The 17,286-nt window shown below is 70.8% G+C and carries 16 protein-coding genes; 8 read left to right on the top strand and 8 right to left on the bottom strand.

Annotation, left to right across the window (positions count from 1 at the left end; genetic code table 11):
- Positions 1 to 55: 55 nt before the first annotated feature.
- Both ACZ67T_RS07020 and ACZ67T_RS07015 read right to left on the bottom strand, forming a co-directional pair.
- On the bottom strand, positions 56 to 211 hold the full coding sequence (locus tag ACZ67T_RS07020) for a hypothetical protein (RefSeq protein ID WP_469982035.1): 156 nt from the start codon (positions 209 to 211) through the stop codon (positions 56 to 58).
- Between the two features lie 692 nt (positions 212 to 903).
- Positions 904 to 1,740, bottom strand: coding sequence for a sigma factor-like helix-turn-helix DNA-binding protein (locus ACZ67T_RS07015; protein ID WP_469982034.1), 837 nt, complete (start codon positions 1,738 to 1,740; stop codon positions 904 to 906).
- A 247-nt stretch (positions 1,741 to 1,987) separates the two neighbouring features.
- On the opposite strand from ACZ67T_RS07015, the gene ACZ67T_RS07010 reads away from it, so the two are divergent.
- The 3 genes from ACZ67T_RS07010 to ACZ67T_RS07000 all read left to right on the top strand — a co-directional run bounded on the left by ACZ67T_RS07010 (position 1,988) and on the right by ACZ67T_RS07000 (position 4,880).
- Entirely contained in the window at positions 1,988 to 2,911 is a 924-nt protein-coding gene (locus ACZ67T_RS07010) for an ABC transporter ATP-binding protein (protein WP_469982033.1), read from the top strand.
- 89 nt (positions 2,912 to 3,000) lie between these two features.
- On the top strand, positions 3,001 to 3,798 hold the full coding sequence (locus tag ACZ67T_RS07005; RefSeq protein ID WP_469982032.1) for an ABC transporter permease: 798 nt from the start codon (positions 3,001 to 3,003) through the stop codon (positions 3,796 to 3,798).
- An 86-nt stretch (positions 3,799 to 3,884) separates the two neighbouring features.
- Positions 3,885 to 4,880, top strand: coding sequence for a COX15/CtaA family protein (locus tag ACZ67T_RS07000; protein ID WP_469982031.1), 996 nt, complete (start codon positions 3,885 to 3,887; stop codon positions 4,878 to 4,880).
- Positions 4,881 to 4,902: 22 nt separating this feature from the next.
- Here the strand turns inward: ACZ67T_RS07000 and ACZ67T_RS06995 are convergent, their stop codons facing one another.
- The 3 genes from ACZ67T_RS06995 to ACZ67T_RS06985 all read right to left on the bottom strand — a co-directional run bounded on the left by ACZ67T_RS06995 (position 4,903) and on the right by ACZ67T_RS06985 (position 7,524).
- On the bottom strand, positions 4,903 to 6,033 hold the full coding sequence (locus tag ACZ67T_RS06995; protein ID WP_469982030.1) for an amidohydrolase family protein: 1,131 nt from the start codon (positions 6,031 to 6,033) through the stop codon (positions 4,903 to 4,905).
- A gap of 95 nt (positions 6,034 to 6,128) precedes the next feature.
- Positions 6,129 to 6,476, bottom strand: coding sequence for a hypothetical protein (locus ACZ67T_RS06990; RefSeq protein WP_100592399.1), 348 nt, complete (start codon positions 6,474 to 6,476; stop codon positions 6,129 to 6,131).
- Between the two features lie 94 nt (positions 6,477 to 6,570).
- Positions 6,571 to 7,524 (bottom strand): heme o synthase, encoded by a 954-nt coding sequence (locus ACZ67T_RS06985; RefSeq protein WP_469982029.1) that lies wholly within the window; start codon positions 7,522 to 7,524, stop codon positions 6,571 to 6,573.
- Between the two features lie 312 nt (positions 7,525 to 7,836).
- Here ACZ67T_RS06985 and tkt point away from each other — a divergent pair, with 312 nt between their 5' ends.
- The 5 genes from tkt to pgl are packed head-to-tail and all read left to right on the top strand — an operon-like array spanning position 7,837 to position 14,460.
- A complete protein-coding gene (gene tkt, locus ACZ67T_RS06980; protein WP_469982027.1) occupies positions 7,837 to 9,924 on the top strand; it encodes a transketolase in 2,088 nt (695 codons plus the stop codon).
- A 34-nt stretch (positions 9,925 to 9,958) separates the two neighbouring features.
- Positions 9,959 to 11,077, top strand: coding sequence for a transaldolase (gene tal / locus ACZ67T_RS06975; RefSeq protein ID WP_469982025.1), 1,119 nt, complete (start codon positions 9,959 to 9,961; stop codon positions 11,075 to 11,077).
- Between the two features lie 4 nt (positions 11,078 to 11,081).
- Complete coding sequence (gene zwf / locus ACZ67T_RS06970; protein WP_469982023.1) at positions 11,082 to 12,614, top strand: glucose-6-phosphate dehydrogenase; 1,533 nt, start codon at positions 11,082 to 11,084, stop codon at positions 12,612 to 12,614.
- Positions 12,611 to 13,681 carry a glucose-6-phosphate dehydrogenase assembly protein OpcA gene (gene opcA / locus ACZ67T_RS06965; protein ID WP_469982021.1) on the top strand — a complete coding sequence of 357 codons (1,071 nt, stop codon included), beginning with the start codon at positions 12,611 to 12,613 and terminating at the stop codon, positions 13,679 to 13,681. Before zwf ends, opcA begins: the two co-directional genes overlap by 4 nt.
- Positions 13,681 to 14,460, top strand: a complete 780-nt coding sequence (pgl, locus tag ACZ67T_RS06960; protein ID WP_469982019.1) for a 6-phosphogluconolactonase — start codon at positions 13,681 to 13,683, stop codon at positions 14,458 to 14,460. The genes opcA and pgl overlap by 1 nt, the downstream gene beginning before the upstream one ends.
- Positions 14,461 to 14,523: 63 nt before the next feature.
- Here pgl and ACZ67T_RS06955 read toward each other — a convergent pair whose 3' ends face one another.
- The 3 genes from ACZ67T_RS06955 to ACZ67T_RS06945 form a co-directional block, all read right to left on the bottom strand.
- Positions 14,524 to 14,793: a DUF2087 domain-containing protein gene (locus tag ACZ67T_RS06955; protein WP_469982297.1), complete on the bottom strand. Its 270-nt coding sequence runs from the start codon at positions 14,791 to 14,793 to the stop codon at positions 14,524 to 14,526.
- 297 nt (positions 14,794 to 15,090) lie between these two features.
- The gene (gene pgi, locus ACZ67T_RS06950) at positions 15,091 to 16,740 is read right to left on the bottom strand and encodes a glucose-6-phosphate isomerase (protein WP_469982017.1); all 1,650 of its coding nucleotides are present in this window, start codon (positions 16,738 to 16,740) and stop codon (positions 15,091 to 15,093) included.
- 156 nt (positions 16,741 to 16,896) lie between these two features.
- Positions 16,897 to 17,232: an RNA polymerase-binding protein RbpA gene (locus tag ACZ67T_RS06945; protein WP_003976875.1), complete on the bottom strand. Its 336-nt coding sequence runs from the start codon at positions 17,230 to 17,232 to the stop codon at positions 16,897 to 16,899.
- Positions 17,233 to 17,286: the final 54 nt, after the last annotated feature.

Raw genomic sequence — 17,286 nt, 5'->3', positions numbered from 1 at the left:
GAGGGGCACGGGACTCGGGCGGTGGGGGGAGGCGCGTGGGGCGGGAGGACTCAGGTCAGGTCGGACCGGTGCGTGACAAGGGTGTTGACGAGGCCTTGCCGGCAGGGCTCGCGAACCGCGGGGTGAGCTGCCCGTGGGTGACGTGGACGGTGAGGTGCTCGCCGAGGGCGCGGAAGGTGCCGGCCGCGATGCCGACGCCGGACAGCTTCACGTCGCCCTCCGCCGGCCCGGCGAACAGCCGCTGCCCGGCGCGGTCTCGGTGGTCTCGGCGAACCTCACCGGAATCTCGACGACGGGGGCGCGACCGAGGCCCCGTAGTGGCAGGCTCATGACACCGGAGACCACGGCGGCGAGGGATCTCCTCCGCCGTGGGGCGGCATTCGGTCTCGGCAGGACTCGCCGCACCACGCACACGCTCCTTCGCACAACGGGGCCGACCGCTGAAGTATCCGGCCGACTTCAAGCGCAACAAGCGCCTCGGAATGGCGAGTTGGCGACATGTCGACCGCTCGCCACGCAGGCCCCCGGCAGGCGACATCCCGTGGGGCGGTCCGCGCGCCGGGGAGCCGTCTCGTCAGGGCTTCGCCCCGTCCCCGGACCGGACTCGGCTACGGCTACGGCTACGGACCCGGCCACGTACGAGATGATCACCGGTAGGCCCCGGCTCGGACCTGAGGTGAGTGCGGCGGCCGGCAGCGGCACAGGGGACCGTCTGGATCTGGACACGCGAACTCCTCGTCGGCACCGGAAGAGGCGGGGGAGGCGGGGGAGGCGGGCGGGATCGGACGGATCCTGACCCATGTCCGCTCTCCGGTACAAGGAATCCGGATGGCGAGTGTGCGTCAGCGGCGCCGCTGACGCGGTTTCGCCACGCTGCGGGGGCTGCGGCCAACCGCCTTGCGGTCAGACCCAGTTGTTGCGCATCGCGTACCAGCCGAGCTGAAGCCGCGAGGTCACCGACGCGACGTCCATGAGGGCGCGCAGCCGCCGTTGCACGGTCCGCGGCGACGTGCCGAGCTGTTTGGCGGTCGCCGCGTCGGTCAGGCCCGACAGCATCAACTGCAGGATCCGCCGGTCCTCGGGGCTGAGGTCACCGCCCTTACGCAGATACGGGCGCGAGTGCCGCCACGCCATGTCGAACAGTTCGACCGCGAGCATCACCAGCGGAGACCGCAGCAGCAGCGCACGCTCCGGACTCACCTGGACCATCGCGAGGTTCCCGTCGGCGACGGCCAGCTTGATCAGCGGACTGTCCACGACCCGCACCTGCTCCCCGGCGCTCACCCGCTCGTCGAGGGCGGTCACCGCCGCGGGCTCGGCCAGGAAGTCGCGGTCGACCAGGACCTGGTAGGCGACGGCCGGACGGCTCGCGGACCGCGGCACTCCCCCGTCGCCGCCCGCCGGGGCCGACGACGTCAGGGTGTCCGGCACCGGAGTGACCGCGTTGAAGCCCGTGAGGAACGCCTGGAAGGTGCGGCACGCGCCGCTCTCCACCTCCAGGATCCGCTGCCCCTGTGCCGCGCGGCCGTCGACGATCTCGACGCCGACCGCACCGGCCTCCCCGGACCGCGCGCGCACCAGCCGGGCCACCGCCGACTCGGCGTGCCGTACGTCATCCGCCAGCCGCCGGAACACCGCGCGCAGCCGCTCCTCGGAGTCCTCTCCGTCGGGCGTGCGGGCGGACGGGAACACGTGGTCGGCCTCCTCGGCGGCCGGTACCGGTGGTCGAAGCTCGGGCATGGGCGGCAGTCTCACCCATCCCCGGCGTCTCCGGGCCGCCCGCTTTTGCCACGACCACCCCGCCGGGCCCGCGCCCCGGACCGGTTTCGGCCCGTCGGCACTGGCCCGGCCGGGTCCGGCGGCCCCACGCCGCGAGCGTCCCGCCGCCCCGTGGCGACAGCACGCCATGTCGTAACCTCGCCACCCCTTCCGCCCCGTTCCGCCCCGCCCGGCCGCCACCGCCGGACGGTCCCTAGACTTGCGCACCATGACAAGCGAGCCCGTCGTCCACCTCACCGGTCTGGTGAAGCGGTACGGAACCAAGACCGCGGTCGACGGCCTCGACCTCACGGCAGCCCCCGGCATCACGGCCGTCCTCGGCCCCAACGGCGCCGGCAAGACGACCACCGTCGAGATCTGCGAGGGCTACCGCAGGCCGGACTCCGGCACCGCCCGCGTCCTCGGCCTCGACCCGGTCAAGCAGGCCGCGCGGCTGCGGCCACGCCTCGGCGTGATGCTGCAGTCCGGCGGCGTCTACTCCGGCGCCCGCGCCGACGAGATGCTCCGCCACATCGCGAAGCTGCACGCCCGCCCGCTGGACGTCGACGCCCTGATCGAACGCCTCGGCCTGGGCAGCTGCGGCCGCACCGGCTACCGGCGCCTGTCCGGCGGCCAGCAGCAGCGCCTCGCGCTGGCCATGGCCGTGGTCGGCCGCCCCGAACTGGTCTTCCTCGACGAGCCGACCGCGGGCCTCGACCCGCAGGCCCGCCGCGCCACCTGGGACCTGGTCGGGGATCTGCGGGCGGACGGTGTCTCCGTGATCCTCACCACGCACCACATGGACGAGGCGGAGCAGCTCGCCGACGACGTGGCGATCGTCGACGCGGGCCGGGTCATCGCGCAGGGCTCCCCGGAGGCGCTGTGCCGCGGCGGCGCGGAGAACACGCTCCGCTTCTCCGGCCGCCCCGGCCTCGACGTGGCCTCCCTCCTCAAGGCGCTGCCCGCCGACTCCGCCGCGGCCGAGCTCACCCCGGGCTCGTACCGGGTGAGCGGCAAGATCGACCCCCAGCTCCTGGCGACGGTCACCTCCTGGTGCGCCCAGCACGGCGTGATGCCGGACCGCATCTCCGTCGAGCGCCACACCCTCGAAGACGTATTCCTGGAATTGACCGGGCGGGAGCTGCGCGGATGAGCAGGACCGATGCGACCCCGCCGGCCGGGGGTCCGGGGGTCGCCGCCGGAATGACACAGCCTGGAACCGACCGGACGGGAGCTGCGCGGATGAGCACGGCCCAGCAGGAAATCACGCGGACGGCCGCCGGCACGTACGCACCGAGCCCGGGCGCCGCCCCGCTGACGCGCATGATCGCGGCACAGGCGGGGTTCGAGACGAAGATGCTGCTCCGCAACGGCGAGCAGCTTCTCCTCACCGTGGTCATCCCCACCCTCCTCCTGGTCCTGTTCTCGTCGGTCGACATCATCGACACGGGCAGGGGCGAGGCCGTCGACTTCCTCGCCCCCGGCATCCTCGCGCTGGCCGTCATGTCCACGGCGTTCACGGGCCAGGCCATCGCGACCGGCTTCGAGCGGCGCTACGGCGTCCTCAAGCGGCTCGCCGCCTCGCCGCTGCCGCGCTGGGCGCTGATGACGGCGAAGACGCTGTCCGTGCTGGTCACCGAGGTCCTCCAGGTGGTCCTCCTCACGGTCATCGCGTTCGCCCTCGGCTGGTCCCCGCACGGCAACCCGCTCGCCGTCCTGCTCCTGCTCGTCCTCGGGACGGCCGCGTTCTCCGGGCTCGGCCTGCTCATGGCGGGCACGCTCAAGGCGGAGGCGACGCTGGCCGCCGCGAACCTGGTCTTCCTGCTCCTGCTCGTCGGCGGCGGCGTCATCGTGCCACTCGACAAGTTCCCGGACGCGGCGCAGTCCGTCCTCGGGCTGCTGCCGATCTCGGCGCTCTCCGACGGGCTGCGGGACGTCCTGCAGCACGGCGCGGCGATGCCGTGGGGCGACCTCGGGATCCTCGCGGTCTGGGCGGTCCTCGGCCTGGGCGCCGCGGCGCGCTTCTTCCGCTGGGAGTAGGCCGCGCGGCACGTGCGGGGCGTCACGATCGTCCCGGATCGGCCCCCTCGTGAAGACATGCACAAGCGGCGCCCTACGATGGGGCCGTGCCAAACGTGACCCCCGCCGACGCCGCCCGAGCCGCGCGCAACCCGCTCGCCTTCATCGCCGAACGCTGGACCCCCGCGCAGCGGACCGTCCGGCGAGCCGCGCTCTCCGCCGTCGTCATGACGGTGGTCATCGTGGTCACCGGCGGCGCGGTGCGCCTGACGGGCTCGGGCCTCGGCTGCCCGACGTGGCCCAAGTGCACCGACGAGTCCCTCACCGCGACGAGCGCGATGGGCTTCCACGGAGCCATCGAGTTCGGCAACCGCATGCTGACGTACGTCCTGTGCGCCGCGGTCGGCTGGGCGATCATCGCCGCCCGCTCGCAGAAGCCGTGGCGGCGCGGCCTGACCCGGCTCGGCTGGGCCCAGTTCTGGCTCGTCATGGGTAACGCCGTCCTCGGCGGCATCGTCGTCCTCGTCGGCCTCAACCCGTACACGGTCGCGGCCCACTTCCTGCTGTCCACCGCACTGATCGCGGTCGCCACGCTGATGTGGCAGCGCACTCGTGAGGGTGACGCCGCGCCGCGCCCCCTCGTCGGCAAGGCCGTGCGGCAGCTCGTCTGGATCCTGACGGCGGCCACCGTGGCGCTGATCATGGTCGGCACGGTGGTGACGGGCTCGGGCCCGCACGCCGGCGACTCCAGCGACGTGGAGCGCATGCCGCTCGACTGGGAGACCATCAGCAAGGCGCACGCGGTTCTGGCCTGGATCGTGGTGACGCTGACGTTCGCCCTGTGGTTCGTCCTCAAGGCGGTCGACGCTCCCAAGGGCCCCCTGCACCGCACCCGCGACCTGTTCCTCGTGCTGCTCGCGCAGGGTGTCATCGGCTACGTCCAGTACTTCACCGACCTGCCCGAGGCCCTCGTCGGCCTGCACATGCTGGGCTCGGCCCTGGTGTGGATCGCGGTCCTGCGGGTCCTGCTGTCACTGCGGGAGCGCCCGCTGGGCACGGCCGAGGTCCCGGCCCAGACGGACCCGGCCCTCTCCGCCGTCTGAACCGAACGGCCCGCGGCCCGGGTCAGCCGCCCCGCGCGGCGCCCGCGCCGCTGAGGCCGTAGACCCGCTGGGCCGTCACCGACCCGATCATCCCGGCGACCCGCTGCGCGTCCGCCAGGGACCACGCGCCCTCCGAGACCCAGCCGCCGAGCACCCGCCCGAGCGCCTCGCGGAACAGCCGCGCGCCCACCACATGCAGCTCCGGCAGGCCGTGCGCGCCGCTGGAGAACAGCAGCTTGCCGAACGGGGCGAGTTCCAGGATCTCCGCAAGCACGGCCGCCGCGCGCGCCCCGGTACGGGCGAGCGCCGGACCGAGGTCGGCGTAGACATGCGGGAACATGCCGGCGAGGTGCGCCGCGTGCCGGTGGTACGGGTAGCCGTGCAGCAGGATCAGGTCGGTGCCGAGTCCGGCCGTGGCACGGGCGAAGTCGGTGAGCAGGACCGGGTCGGTGCGGTCGAGGCGCAGGCCGGGTTCGCCGAGTCCCGCGTGGAGTTGCAGCGGCCGGCCCGAGGCCACCGCGATCCACAGGAGATGACGCAGAAGCACGGGGTCGGTGAGGGCTCCGCCGACGCGGCGCGCGGCGAGCCAGCGTCCCGCGGCTCCGCGCACCTCGCCGGGTCCGGGCGGCTCGGGCGCGAGCGCGAGGCCGTGCCGCACGCCCGCCACCGAGGTGAACGCGACGGCGTTCGCGGCGGCGGCGTGCACGGACTCGGCGAGGTTGGCGAGCAGGGACTCGACGGTGCCCGAGGTGTCGGCGACCTGCTCGGCGAGGAGTTCGAGGCGGACGATCTCGTGCGCGTCCGCGTCGCCGGCGGAGGCCATCTCGCGCGGCCCGGTCAGGTCGCCCGGCAGTCCCGTGTCGACCAGGTACGTCGTGATGCCGCTGCCCCGCAGCAGTCTGCGGCCCGACTCCACGACGCCCAGTTCGCGGCGCCTCGCGAGGTAGCGGGCGGGCGGGCAGTGCGGTTCGAGGCCGAGGAGCGGCGGACACCAGCGGCGTACGGCGAAGCCGGTCTGGGTGTCGAAGAAGGTCGTGCCGGGGGCGGGCGGTCGGTCGCCCCGGCCGAGATGGGCCTCGAACGTGCCGAGGCCGAGTTCCGTCCGCAGTACCCCGTGGCAGTACTGGTCCACGAGGGATGGCGTATCGATCATCCGGGCTCCCGTAGATGGACCATGCTTCTACGGTCCTAACGGGTGAAACCTGCGTCAGGTGTTGGTCTCGTACACCTGACGCATTGGACGGCCGGCTACTTGTTGCTCGGGCCGCCGACCTGGATGCCCGCCATGCGGGTCCATTCGTACGGTCCGGTCTTCACCTTGGCGGCCATCTCACCGTCGAAGTCCTCGCGGATCGTGATCCCGGCCTTCTCGACGGCCTTGCGCGCGATGGCGTCCGAAGGCGCCACGAGGTTGCCCCAGCCGCCGTCCTCGCCGACGAGCGCGATGCGGGTGCCGCGCTCCCCGAGGTACGCGAGTTGTCCCTCGGCGCCGCCGTGCTGCTTGGCGAACGTCCCGATCTCCCGGGCGAGCCGGGCGGCCCTGCGCTCGTCCTTCGCCGCCTGCTTCGGGTCGTCAACCGCTTGAGTGTCTGCCATGGACAGGATGCTACTGACAGGTAGATCAACTGGCGACGTGCAGGGGGCGTGGCCTTGGCCACTCCCCCCGCACGTCGGGAAGTTCCTGGGTGGGTCAGCGCAGGAAGGGGTCCACCGCGACCGCCACGAAGAGGATCGAGACGTAGGTGATCGACCAGTGGAAGAGGCGCATCTCCTTGAGCTTCGCGCCCGACACCTCGGCGTTGGCGCGGTTCTGCAGCCCGTGCGCCTCCCACAGCCAGAACCCGCCGGCCAGCAGGGCGACCGCGGTGTAGAACCAGCCGGTGTAGCCGAGCGGCGTCAGGAGCAGGGAGACGGCGACCATCACCCAGCTGTAGATGACGATCTGCTTCGCGACCACCTTGTTCGAGGCGACGACGGGCAGCATCGGCACGCCCACGCGCGCGTAGTCGTCCTTGACCTTCATGGACAGCGGCCAGTAGTGCGGCGGCGTCCAGAAGAACATGACGAGGAAGAGGATGACCGGGGCCCACGACATCGAGTTCGTGACCGCGGACCAGCCGATGAGGACCGGCAGGCAGCCGGCGATGCCGCCCCAGACGATGTTCTGCGAGGTGCGGCGCTTCAGGATCATCGTGTAGATGACCACATAGAAGAGGAGCGCGCCGAGCGAGAGCCAGGCGGAGAGCCAGTTGACGGTCAGGCCGAACAGCAGCGTGGAGATGACCGCGAGGGCGATGCCGAAGGCGAGGCACTCCCGGGGGCTGACCATTCCGGTGACCAGTGGCCGCTGCGACGTGCGCTCCATGAGCGCGTCGATGTCACGGTCGATGTACATGTTCAGCGCGTTGGCACCGCCCGCGGAGAGGTAGCCGCCGAGGCAGGTGAGGAACACCAGCTTCAGGTCGGGCACACCCTGCTGCGCGAGGAACATGACCGGAACCGTGGTGATCAGCAGCAGTTCGATGATCCGCGGCTTGGTCAGCGCCACGAATGCCTTGAACCGGGCCCCGAGCGGCCGTTGGCTCGGGCTGATGCTCGTCCCGAGTTGCCCCGCTGGACGGGATTCGACGGCCGTCACGCACACCCCTGACAGAGACTCCCAGCAAGCCCCCGGATGTGAAGTCCCGGTAAAGGCTCGCGCGTACCACGCCACTGTAGACGTTGCCTATACCTGGCTCTTCGTGGGGGTCGGTTCGTGTTTCCGAGCCCCCCAGATGAGCGGTTGCGCATTCACTTGTCGAGTGGCGCGGATGCCTGTCAGGAGGCGGATTCCGGCACGGCCCGGCAGTCTGGATTGAGTCGAAAAAATGCGCGTACTCGCAGGGGTAGGCTCGACAACAGTCGGTGAGCCCATCATCACCGGCATTCGACATCTGGAGAGGAGCCCTGACCCAGGGTGAGCACCAAGCCGACCACCACAGACCTCCAGTGGACCGAGTTGGACCAGCGGGCCGTTGACACCGCTCGTGTCCTGGCCGCGGACGCCGTACAGAAGGTCGGTAACGGCCATCCGGGTACGGCGATGAGCCTGGCACCGGCCGCGTACACCCTCTTTCAGAAGGTGATGCGGCACGACCCGGCGGACGCCGACTGGGTCGGGCGCGACCGGTTCGTGCTGTCCGCGGGCCACTCGTCCCTGACCCTCTACATCCAGCTGTACCTGGCCGGTTTCGGCCTCCAGCTCGATGACCTGAAGGCGTTCCGGACCTGGGGCAGCAAGACCCCCGGTCACCCGGAGTGCGGGCACACCACGGGCGTGGAGACGACGACCGGGCCGCTCGGCCAGGGTGTCGCCAACGCCGTGGGCATGGCGATGGCCGCCCGCTACGAGCGTGGCCTGTTCGACCCGGAGGCCGCCCCCGGCACCTCCCCGTTCGACCACCACATCTTCGCGATCGCCGGCGACGGCTGCCTCCAGGAGGGCATCTCCGCCGAGGCGTCCTCGATGGCCGGTCACCAGAAGCTGGGCAGCCTCGTCCTGCTGTGGGACGACAACCACATCTCGATCGAGGGTGACACGGAGACCGCGGTCTCCGAGGACACCATGAAGCGGTACGAGGCCTACGGCTGGCACGTGCAGCGCGTGGAGCCGAAGGAGAACGGCGACCTCGACCCCGAGGCCCTGTTCGCCGCGATCGAGGCCGCGAAGGCCGAGACCGAGCGTCCCTCCTTCATCGCGATGCGCTCGATCATCGCCTGGCCCGCGCCGAACGCGCAGAACACCGAGGCCGCGCACGGCTCGGCGCTCGGCGACGACGAGGTCGCGGCCACCAAGCGCGTGCTCGGCTTCGACCCGGAGAAGTCGTTCGAGGTCGCCGACGAGGTCATCGCGCACACGCGTGAGGCCCTGGACCGCGGTCGCGAGGCGAAGGCCGAGTGGGAGAAGTCGTTCGCCGCCTGGCGCACGGCCAGCCCGGAGCGCGCCGCCGAGTACGACCGCATCGAGGCGACCGACCTGCCCGAGGGCTGGGAGTCGCACCTGCCGACCTTCGAGACCGGCAAGGGTGTCGCCACCCGCGCGGCGTCCGGCAAGGTTCTCCAGGCGCTCGGCCCGGTCATCCCGGAGCTGTGGGGCGGCTCGGCCGACCTCGCGGGCTCGAACAACACGACGATCGACAAGACGTCGTCGTTCCTGCCGGCGGACAACCCGCTGCCGGAGGCCGACCCGTACGGCCGCACGATCCACTTCGGCATCCGCGAGCACTCGATGGCCGCCGAGATGAACGGCATCGCGCTGCACGGCAACACCCGCATCTACGGCGGCACCTTCCTGGTGTTCTCCGACTACATGCGCAACTCGGTCCGCCTGTCGGCCCTGATGCACCTGCCGGTCACCTACGTGTGGACGCACGACTCGATCGGTCTGGGCGAGGACGGTCCGACGCACCAGCCGGTCGAGCACCTGGCGGCCCTGCGCGCGATCCCCGGTCTGAACGTCGTCCGTCCCGCGGACGCCAACGAGACCGTGATCGCCTGGCGCGAGATCCTCAAGCGGTACACGAAGGTGTTCGGCAAGGGCGCTCCGCACGGCCTCGTGCTGACCCGTCAGGGTGTGCCGACGTACGAGGCGAACGAGGACGCGGCCAAGGGTGGTTACGTCCTGCTCGACGCCGAGGGCGGCCGGCCCCAGGTGGTCCTGATCGGCACCGGCTCCGAGGTGCAGCTCGCCGTCGAGGCGCGCGAGCAGCTCCAGGCCGAGGGGATCCCGACGCGAGTCGTGTCCATGCCGTCGGTCGAGTGGTTCGACGAGCAGGACCAGGAGTACAAGGACTCGGTCCTGCCGCCGTCGGTCAAGGCGCGTGTCGCGGTCGAGGCCGGCATCGGTCTGACGTGGCACCGCTTCGTCGGTGACGCCGGACGGATTGTTTCGCTGGAGCACTTCGGTGCTTCCGCCGACGGCAAGGTCCTCTTCCGGGAGTTCGGCTTCACTGGTGACGCCGTGGCCGCGGCCGCCCGGGAATCCCTCGCCGCAGCCCAGCGCTGACGCTCACATACGACACGTAGGAGATGCATTTTCCATGACAGACGCACTGAAGCGCCTCTCCGAAGAGGGCGTCGCGATCTGGCTGGACGACCTGTCGCGCAAGCGGATCACGTCCGGCAACCTTGCCGAGCTGATCGACCAGCAGCACGTCGTGGGCGTCACGACCAACCCGTCGATCTTCCAGAAGGCGATCTCGCACGGTGACGGTTACGAGCAGCAGCTCGCCGACCTCGCCGCCCGCAAGGTCACCGTCGAAGAGGCCATCCGCATGATCACGACGGCGGACGTCCGGGACGCCGCCGACATCCTGCGTCCGGTCTTCGACGCGACGGGGGGACAGGACGGCCGCGTGTCGATCGAGGTCGACCCGCGCCTCGCCCACAACACGGCGGCCACGATCGCCGAGGCCAAGCAGCTGGCCTGGCTGGTGGACCGTCCGAACACGCTCATCAAGATCCCGGCGACGAAGGCGGGCCTGCCCGCCATCACCGAGGTCATCGGCAAGGGCATCAGCGTGAACGTGACGCTGATCTTCTCGCTGGAGCGCTACCGCGAGGTCATGGACGCGTACCTGGCGGGTCTGGAGAAGGCGAAGGCCGCGGGCCTGGACCTCTCCAAGATCCACTCGGTGGCGTCCTTCTTCGTGTCCCGCGTGGACACGGAGATCGACAAGCGCCTGGACGCCCTCGGCACCGACGAGGCCAAGGCGCTCAAGGGCAAGGCCGCCCTCGCCAACGCCCGTCTCGCCTACGAGGCGTTCGAGGAGGTCTTCTCTTCGGACCGCTGGGCCGCGCTCGACAAGGCGCAGGCCAACAAGCAGCGCCCCCTGTGGGCGTCGACCGGCGTGAAGGACCCGGCGTACAAGGACACCCTGTACGTCGCGGACCTGGTCGCGCCCGGCACCGTCAACACCATGCCGGAGGCCACGCTCGACGCGACCGCCGACCACGGTGAGATCACCGGCAACACGATCGCCGGGACGTACGACCAGTCCCGCACGGAGATCGCGGCTGTCGAGAAGCTCGGCATCTCGTACGACGACGTCGTGCAGGTGCTCGAGGACGAGGGCGTCGACAAGTTCGAGGCGTCCTGGAACGACCTGCTCAAGTCGACCGAGGCGGAGCTCCAGCGCCTCGCCCCTTCGGAGGGCTGAGATCTTGACCCCAGTTCATGGAGCGAACCCGCTCCGTGACGCCGCAGACCGACGGCTCCCGCGTATCGCGGGGCCGTCGGGCCTGGTCATCTTCGGTGTCACGGGCGATTTGTCCCGTAAAAAGCTGATGCCCGCCGTTTATGACCTCGCCAACCGAGGTCTGCTTCCGCCGGGCTTCTCACTGATCGGCTTCGCCCGACGCGAATGGGAGGACCAGGACTTCGCGCAGGAGGTGCACGACGCGGTCAAGGAACACGCGCGTACGCCGTTCCGCGAGGAGGTCTGGCAGCAGCTCGTCCAGGGCATGCGCTTCGTCCAGGGCAACTTCGACGACGACGACGCCTTCGAGCGCCTGAAGACGACGATGCAGGAGCTCGACAAGGCGCAGGGGACGGGCGGCAATTTCGCCTTCTACCTCTCCGTGCCCCCCAAGTTCTTCCCGCAGGTCGTGCAGCAGCTGAAGAAGCACGGCCTCGCGGACGCGCCCGAGGGTTCATGGCGCCGCGCGGTCATCGAGAAGCCGTTCGGCCACGACCTCGATTCGGCCAAGGAACTGAACGCGATCGTGCACGAGGTGTTCGCCCCGGACCAGGTGTTCCGGATCGACCACTACCTCGGCAAGGAGACCGTCCAGAACATCCTGGCCCTGCGCTTCGCCAACACCCTCTTCGAGCCGATCTGGAACCGCAGTTACGTCGACCACGTGCAGATCACGATGGCCGAGGACATCGGCATCGGCGGCCGCGCCGGCTACTACGACGGCATCGGCGCCGCGCGCGACGTCATCCAGAACCACCTGCTGCAGCTCATGGCGCTGACGGCCATGGAGGAGCCCGCCTCCTTCGACGCGGACGCGCTCGTCGCCGAGAAGGCCAAGGTGCTCGGCGCGGTCCGGCTGCCCAAGGAGCTCGGCGACCACACGGTCCGCGGCCAGTACGCGGCCGGGTGGCAGGGCGGCGAGAAGGCCGTCGGCTACCTCCAGGAAGACGGCATCGACCCCAAGTCGAAGACCGACACCTACGCGGCCATCAAGCTGTCGGTCGACAACCGCCGCTGGGCGGGCGTCCCCTTCTACCTGCGCACCGGCAAGCGCCTCGGCCGCCGCGTCACCGAGATCGCCGTCGTCTTCCAGCGCGCGCCCCACTCCCCCTTCGACCACACGGCGACGGAGGAGCTCGGCCAGAACGCGATCGTCATCCGCGTCCAGCCGGACGAGGGCATCACGGTCCGCTTCGGCTCCAAGGTGCCCGGCACCTCCATGGAGATCCGGGACGTGTCGATGGACTTCGCCTACGGCGAGTCCTTCACGGAGTCGAGCCCGGAGGCGTACGAGCGGCTGATCCTGGACGTCCTGCTCGGCGACTCGAACCTCTTCCCGCGCACGGAGGAGGTCGAGCTGTCCTGGAAGATCCTCGACCCGATCGAGAAGTACTGGGACAGGCACGGCAAGCCGGCCCAGTACCCGTCCGGCACGTGGGGGCCCGTCGAGGCGGACGAGATGCTCGCACGAGACGGACGGAGCTGGCGCCGGCCATGAAGATCGACCTCACGGACACCACGTCCAGCAAGATCAACAAGGCGCTCACGGAGGGCCGCCGCTCCATCGGCACGCCCGCCGTCGGCATGGTGCTCACCCTCGTCATCGTGACCGACGAGGAGAACGCCTACGACGCGCTGAGGGCCGCCAACGAGGCGTCCCGCGAGCACCCCTCGCGCACCCTCGTGGTCATCAAGCGCGTCTCCCGTTCGCCGCGCGACCGCACGACGTCGAGGCTCGACGCCGAGGTGCGCGTCGGCGCGGAGGCGGGGACCGGTGAGACGGTCATCCTGCGGCTGTACGGCGAGGTCATCAACCACGCCCAGTCGGTCGTCCTGCCGCTGCTCCTGCCGGACGCCCCGGTCGTGGCCTGGTGGCCGGTGAACGCACCGCTCGACCCGGCCAAGGACCCCCTGGGCGCGCTCGCCCAGCGCCGCGTGACGGACACGTACGCGGCGGAGCAGCCCAACGACGAGCTGGAGGCCCGGGCCGGCGCCTACACGCCCGGTGACACGGACCTGTCGTGGACCCGGATCACGCCGTGGCGCTCCATGCTCGCCGCCGCTCTCGACCAGGTGGCCTGCAAGGTCAACGCGGTGGAGGTGGAGGGCGAGGAGTTCAACCCGAGCTGCGAGCTGCTCGCCATGTGGCTCGCGGGCCGGCTCGACGTGCCGGTCAGGCGGTCGGTGTCGTCGGGCCCCGGCCTGACGGCCGTACGCATGGAGACGGACTGCGGCTCCATCGTGCTCGACCGGCCGGACGGTTCGCTGGCCACGCTGTCTATCCAGGGCCAGCCGGACCGCGCGGTGGCGCTCAAGCGCCGCGAGACGTCCGAGCTGATCGCGGAGGAGCTGCGCCGCCTCGACCCGGACGACACGTACGCTGTCGCGCTGAAGTACGGCGTGAACCGGCTGGGCGAACCGGCGGCGGAGCCGGACGGCCCGGGGCCCGCGGCCGACGCGGACGCTCCTGCGGCCGCTTCCGCTCCCTCGAAGAAGGCGGCGGCCAAGAAGGCGCCCGCCAAGTCCGCCGCCAAGAAGTCCGCTTCGAAGGCGGCCGCCAAGTGATGAGCACGGCACCCCAGTTGGTGGTGCACCGCGACAAGGAGCTGATGGCGCAGGCCGCCGCGGCCCGGCTCATCACGAAGATCGTGGACGCCCAGGCCGCCCGCGGCTACGCGTCCATCGTCCTGACGGGCGGGCGCAACGGCAACGGGCTCCTGGCCGCCCTCTCGGCCGCTCCCGCCCGGGACGCGGTCGACTGGACGCGGCTCGACCTGTGGTGGGGCGACGAGCGGTTCCTGCCGGACGGCGACCCCGAGCGGAACTACACACAGGCCCGCGAGGCGCTCCTCGACTCGGTGCCGCTGAACCCGGACCGGGTCCACCCGATGCCGGCTTCGGACGGCCCGTACGAGGTGGACGCCGCCGCGCAGGTCTACGCCGCCGAACTGGCCGCCGCAGCGGGGCCGGAAGACCACGGTCCGGTGCCGACGTTCGACGTCCTGATGCTGGGAGTCGGCCCGGACACGCATGTCGCGTCGCTCTTCCCCGAGCTGCCGGCGGTCCGGGAGACCGAGCGCACCGTCGTCGGTGTGCACGGTGCGCCCAAGCCGCCGCCCAACCGCATCACGCTCACGCTCCCGGCGATCCGGGCCGCGCGCGAGGTGTGGCTGCTCGCGGCGGGCGAGGACAAGGCGGAGGCCGCGGCCATCGCGCTGTCCGGCGCGGGCGAGATCCAGGCGCCCGCCGCCGGCGCCTACGGCCGCTCGCGCACGCTCTGGCTGCTCGACTCGGCAGCGGCCTCACAACTCCCGCCCGAGCTGCACCCCCCGCACGTCGCCTGAGACCGGCGACACTCGAAATCACGAACGTAGGGGCCCGCACCGAAGCCGACCGGTGCGGGGCCCCTACGCGCGCGCCCTGCGATAGCTGCTGCCGTCGCGCTCCCGTACGAGCAGCCCGTCGTTCACGCAGTATCTGCGCAGCGCCGAGGTGTCCTCGTGGACCGTGCGGAACGCGTCGTTGACCTCGCCCTCGGTGTAGGCGCGCTCGGTCTCGAAGAGCGTGCCCGTGAGGTGGACGAGGAGTTCGTGGCGCACGGTGGCGCGGACCGGGATCGAGGTGAGGCGTCCGCGCGCGAAGAACCCCGTGAGGCGGCGCGGCACGGCGGGATGGATCTCCGCCGGGCGCTCGCGGCGGAACACGGAGGGGTCCGCGCGCAGCGTTCCGTCCGGCCGGCGCTCGACGAGCCCCGTGGAGACGAGGCGGCCCAGGTGCTTGCGGACGGCCGGGGAGTCCTCGTCACGGGGCGCCAGCTCGTCCAGCACGATCCGCGCGTAGAGCTTCAGTCGTTCGGGGTCGGCGAGCGCGGACATGAGCTGTTCCATGAGGTCCTCCCGGCAGGTGACGCGACCGGAGCAGTGTCACCCGCCACCGATGGCGGCGCATCCCAATTAGATGCGCCGCCCAGCGATCTAACGGCCACGCAGCTCGCGGTACTTGGCCACCAGCGCCTTGGTGGACGGGTCCAGTCCCGGCACGTCGGCGCCCTCGGTGAGGGCGGGCTCGACGCGCTTGGCGAGGACCTTGCCGAGTTCGACGCCCCACTGGTCGAAGGAGTCGATGTTCCAGACGGCGCCCTGGACGAACACCTTGTGCTCGTAGAGCGCGATGAGCTGGCCGAGGACGAACGGGGTGAGCCGCTTCGCCAGGATCGTCGTCGTCGGGTGGTTGCCCCGGAACGTCTTGTGCGGCACGAGCTCCTCGGGCACCCCCTCGGCGCGGACCTCGGCCGGGGTCTTGCCGAAGGCGAGGGCCTGCGTCTGCGCGAAGAAGTTGGCCATCAGCAGGTCGTGCTGCGCGACGAGTCCCGGCAGCAGGTCCGCCACGGGCTCGGCGAACCCGATGAAGTCCGCCGGGATCAACTTCGTTCCCTGGTGGATCAGTTGGTAGTAGGCGTGCTGCCCGTTGGTGCCGGGGGTGCCCCAGACGACGGGCCCCGTCTGCCAGTCGACCTCCGTGCCGTCCCGCGTCACCGACTTGCCGTTCGACTCCATGTCGAGCTGCTGGAGGTACGCCGTGAACCTGGAGAGGTAGTGCGAGTACGGGAGCACCGCGTGCGACTGCGCGTCGTGGAAGTTGCCGTACCAGATGCCCAACAGGCCCATCAGAAGGGGAACGTTGGACTCGGCGGGGGCGGTGCGGAAGTGTTCGTCGACGAGGTGGAAGCCGTCGAGCATCTCGCGGAACGCGTCCGGGCCGATCGCGATCATCAGCGAGAGGCCGATGGCCGAGTCGTACGAGTAGCGCCCGCCGACCCAGTCCCAGAACTCGAACATGTTGGCCGTGTCGATGCCGAAGTCGGCCACCTTCTCGGCGTTCGTCGACAGGGCGACAAAGTGCTTCGCGACCGCGGAGTCGTCGCCGTGCGCGGCGAGCAGCCAGCTGCGCGCGGAGGTCGCGTTGGTGATCGTCTCGATCGTCGTGAACGTCTTCGAGGCGATGATGAACAGCGTCTCGGCCGGGTCGAGGTCGCGGACGGCCTCGTGCAGGTCCGCACCGTCCACGTTCGACACAAAACGCACTGTCAGGTCCCGGTCCGTGAAGGACCGAAGCACCTCGTACGCCATCGCCGGACCCAGATCGGAGCCGCCGATGCCGATGTTCACGACGTTCTTGATGCGCCTGCCGGTGTGGCCCGTCCACTCGCCCGAACGGACCCTGTCCGCGAAGGCGGCCATCTTGTCCAGCACGGCGTGCACCTGCGGGACGACATCGACGCCGTCGACCTCGATCACCGCACCGCGCGGGGCCCGCAGCGCCGTGTGCAGCACGGCCCGGTCCTCCGTCGCATTGATCTTCTCGCCGCGGAACATGGCGTCCCGCAGCCCGAAGACATCGGTCGCGACGGCGAGCTCGCGCAGCAGGCGCAGCGTCTCGTCCGTGACCAGGTGCTTGGAGTAGTCGACGTGCAGGTCGCCGACCTGGAGCGTGTAGTCGGAGCCGCGCGCCGGATCGGCGGCGAACAGCTCACGCAGCTGCACGTCCCCGAGTTCTTCCCGGTGCTTGGCGAGCGCCGTCCACTCGGGCATCTGATTGAGCCTGGTACGGCTTTCTGCGTTCATCTCGGACTTCAGCCTTCTCTCGTACCTGAGTACGTACCTTGCCCCGCTGCTTGACCAACCTAATTGATCAGGGGCCGGTATACGGCATCTGTCCGGACCGCTACGGCCGAACGAGTCCGGCCGGACACTTGGGTGTGTCCGGCCGGTGCTCAAGTCCTAGATCTCGCCCCGCAGTTTGGCGAGCGCCTCCGCGAGGATCGCCTCGCCGTCCGCGTCACTGCGCCGCTCGCGCACGTACGCGAGGTGCGTCTTGTAGGGCTCGGTGCGCGGCGGGTCCGGCGGGTTGTCCCGGTCCTGCCCGGCAGGGAAGCCGCAGCGCGGACAGTCCCAAGTCTCCGGCACCTGCGCGTCGGAGGCGAAGCTCGGCTGCGTCTCGTGCCCGTTGGAGCACCAGAAGGAGATGCGCAGACGCGGCGCGGACTCGCCGCGCTCGGCCTCGCCCATCGGCCCCGCCCCGACCCGACTTCCTCGGATCGCGTTGCCACTTGCCACGGTCGTAACTCCCTGCGTGATGGTGCCGCGAAGCGTGTCGGCGTCTCGCTCCGC

It is taken from the genome of Streptomyces sp. NPDC107517 (genome assembly GCF_055582645.1).
Note: the sequence above shows the minus strand (reverse complement) of the source record. Positions and strands in the feature narration are given on the sequence as shown.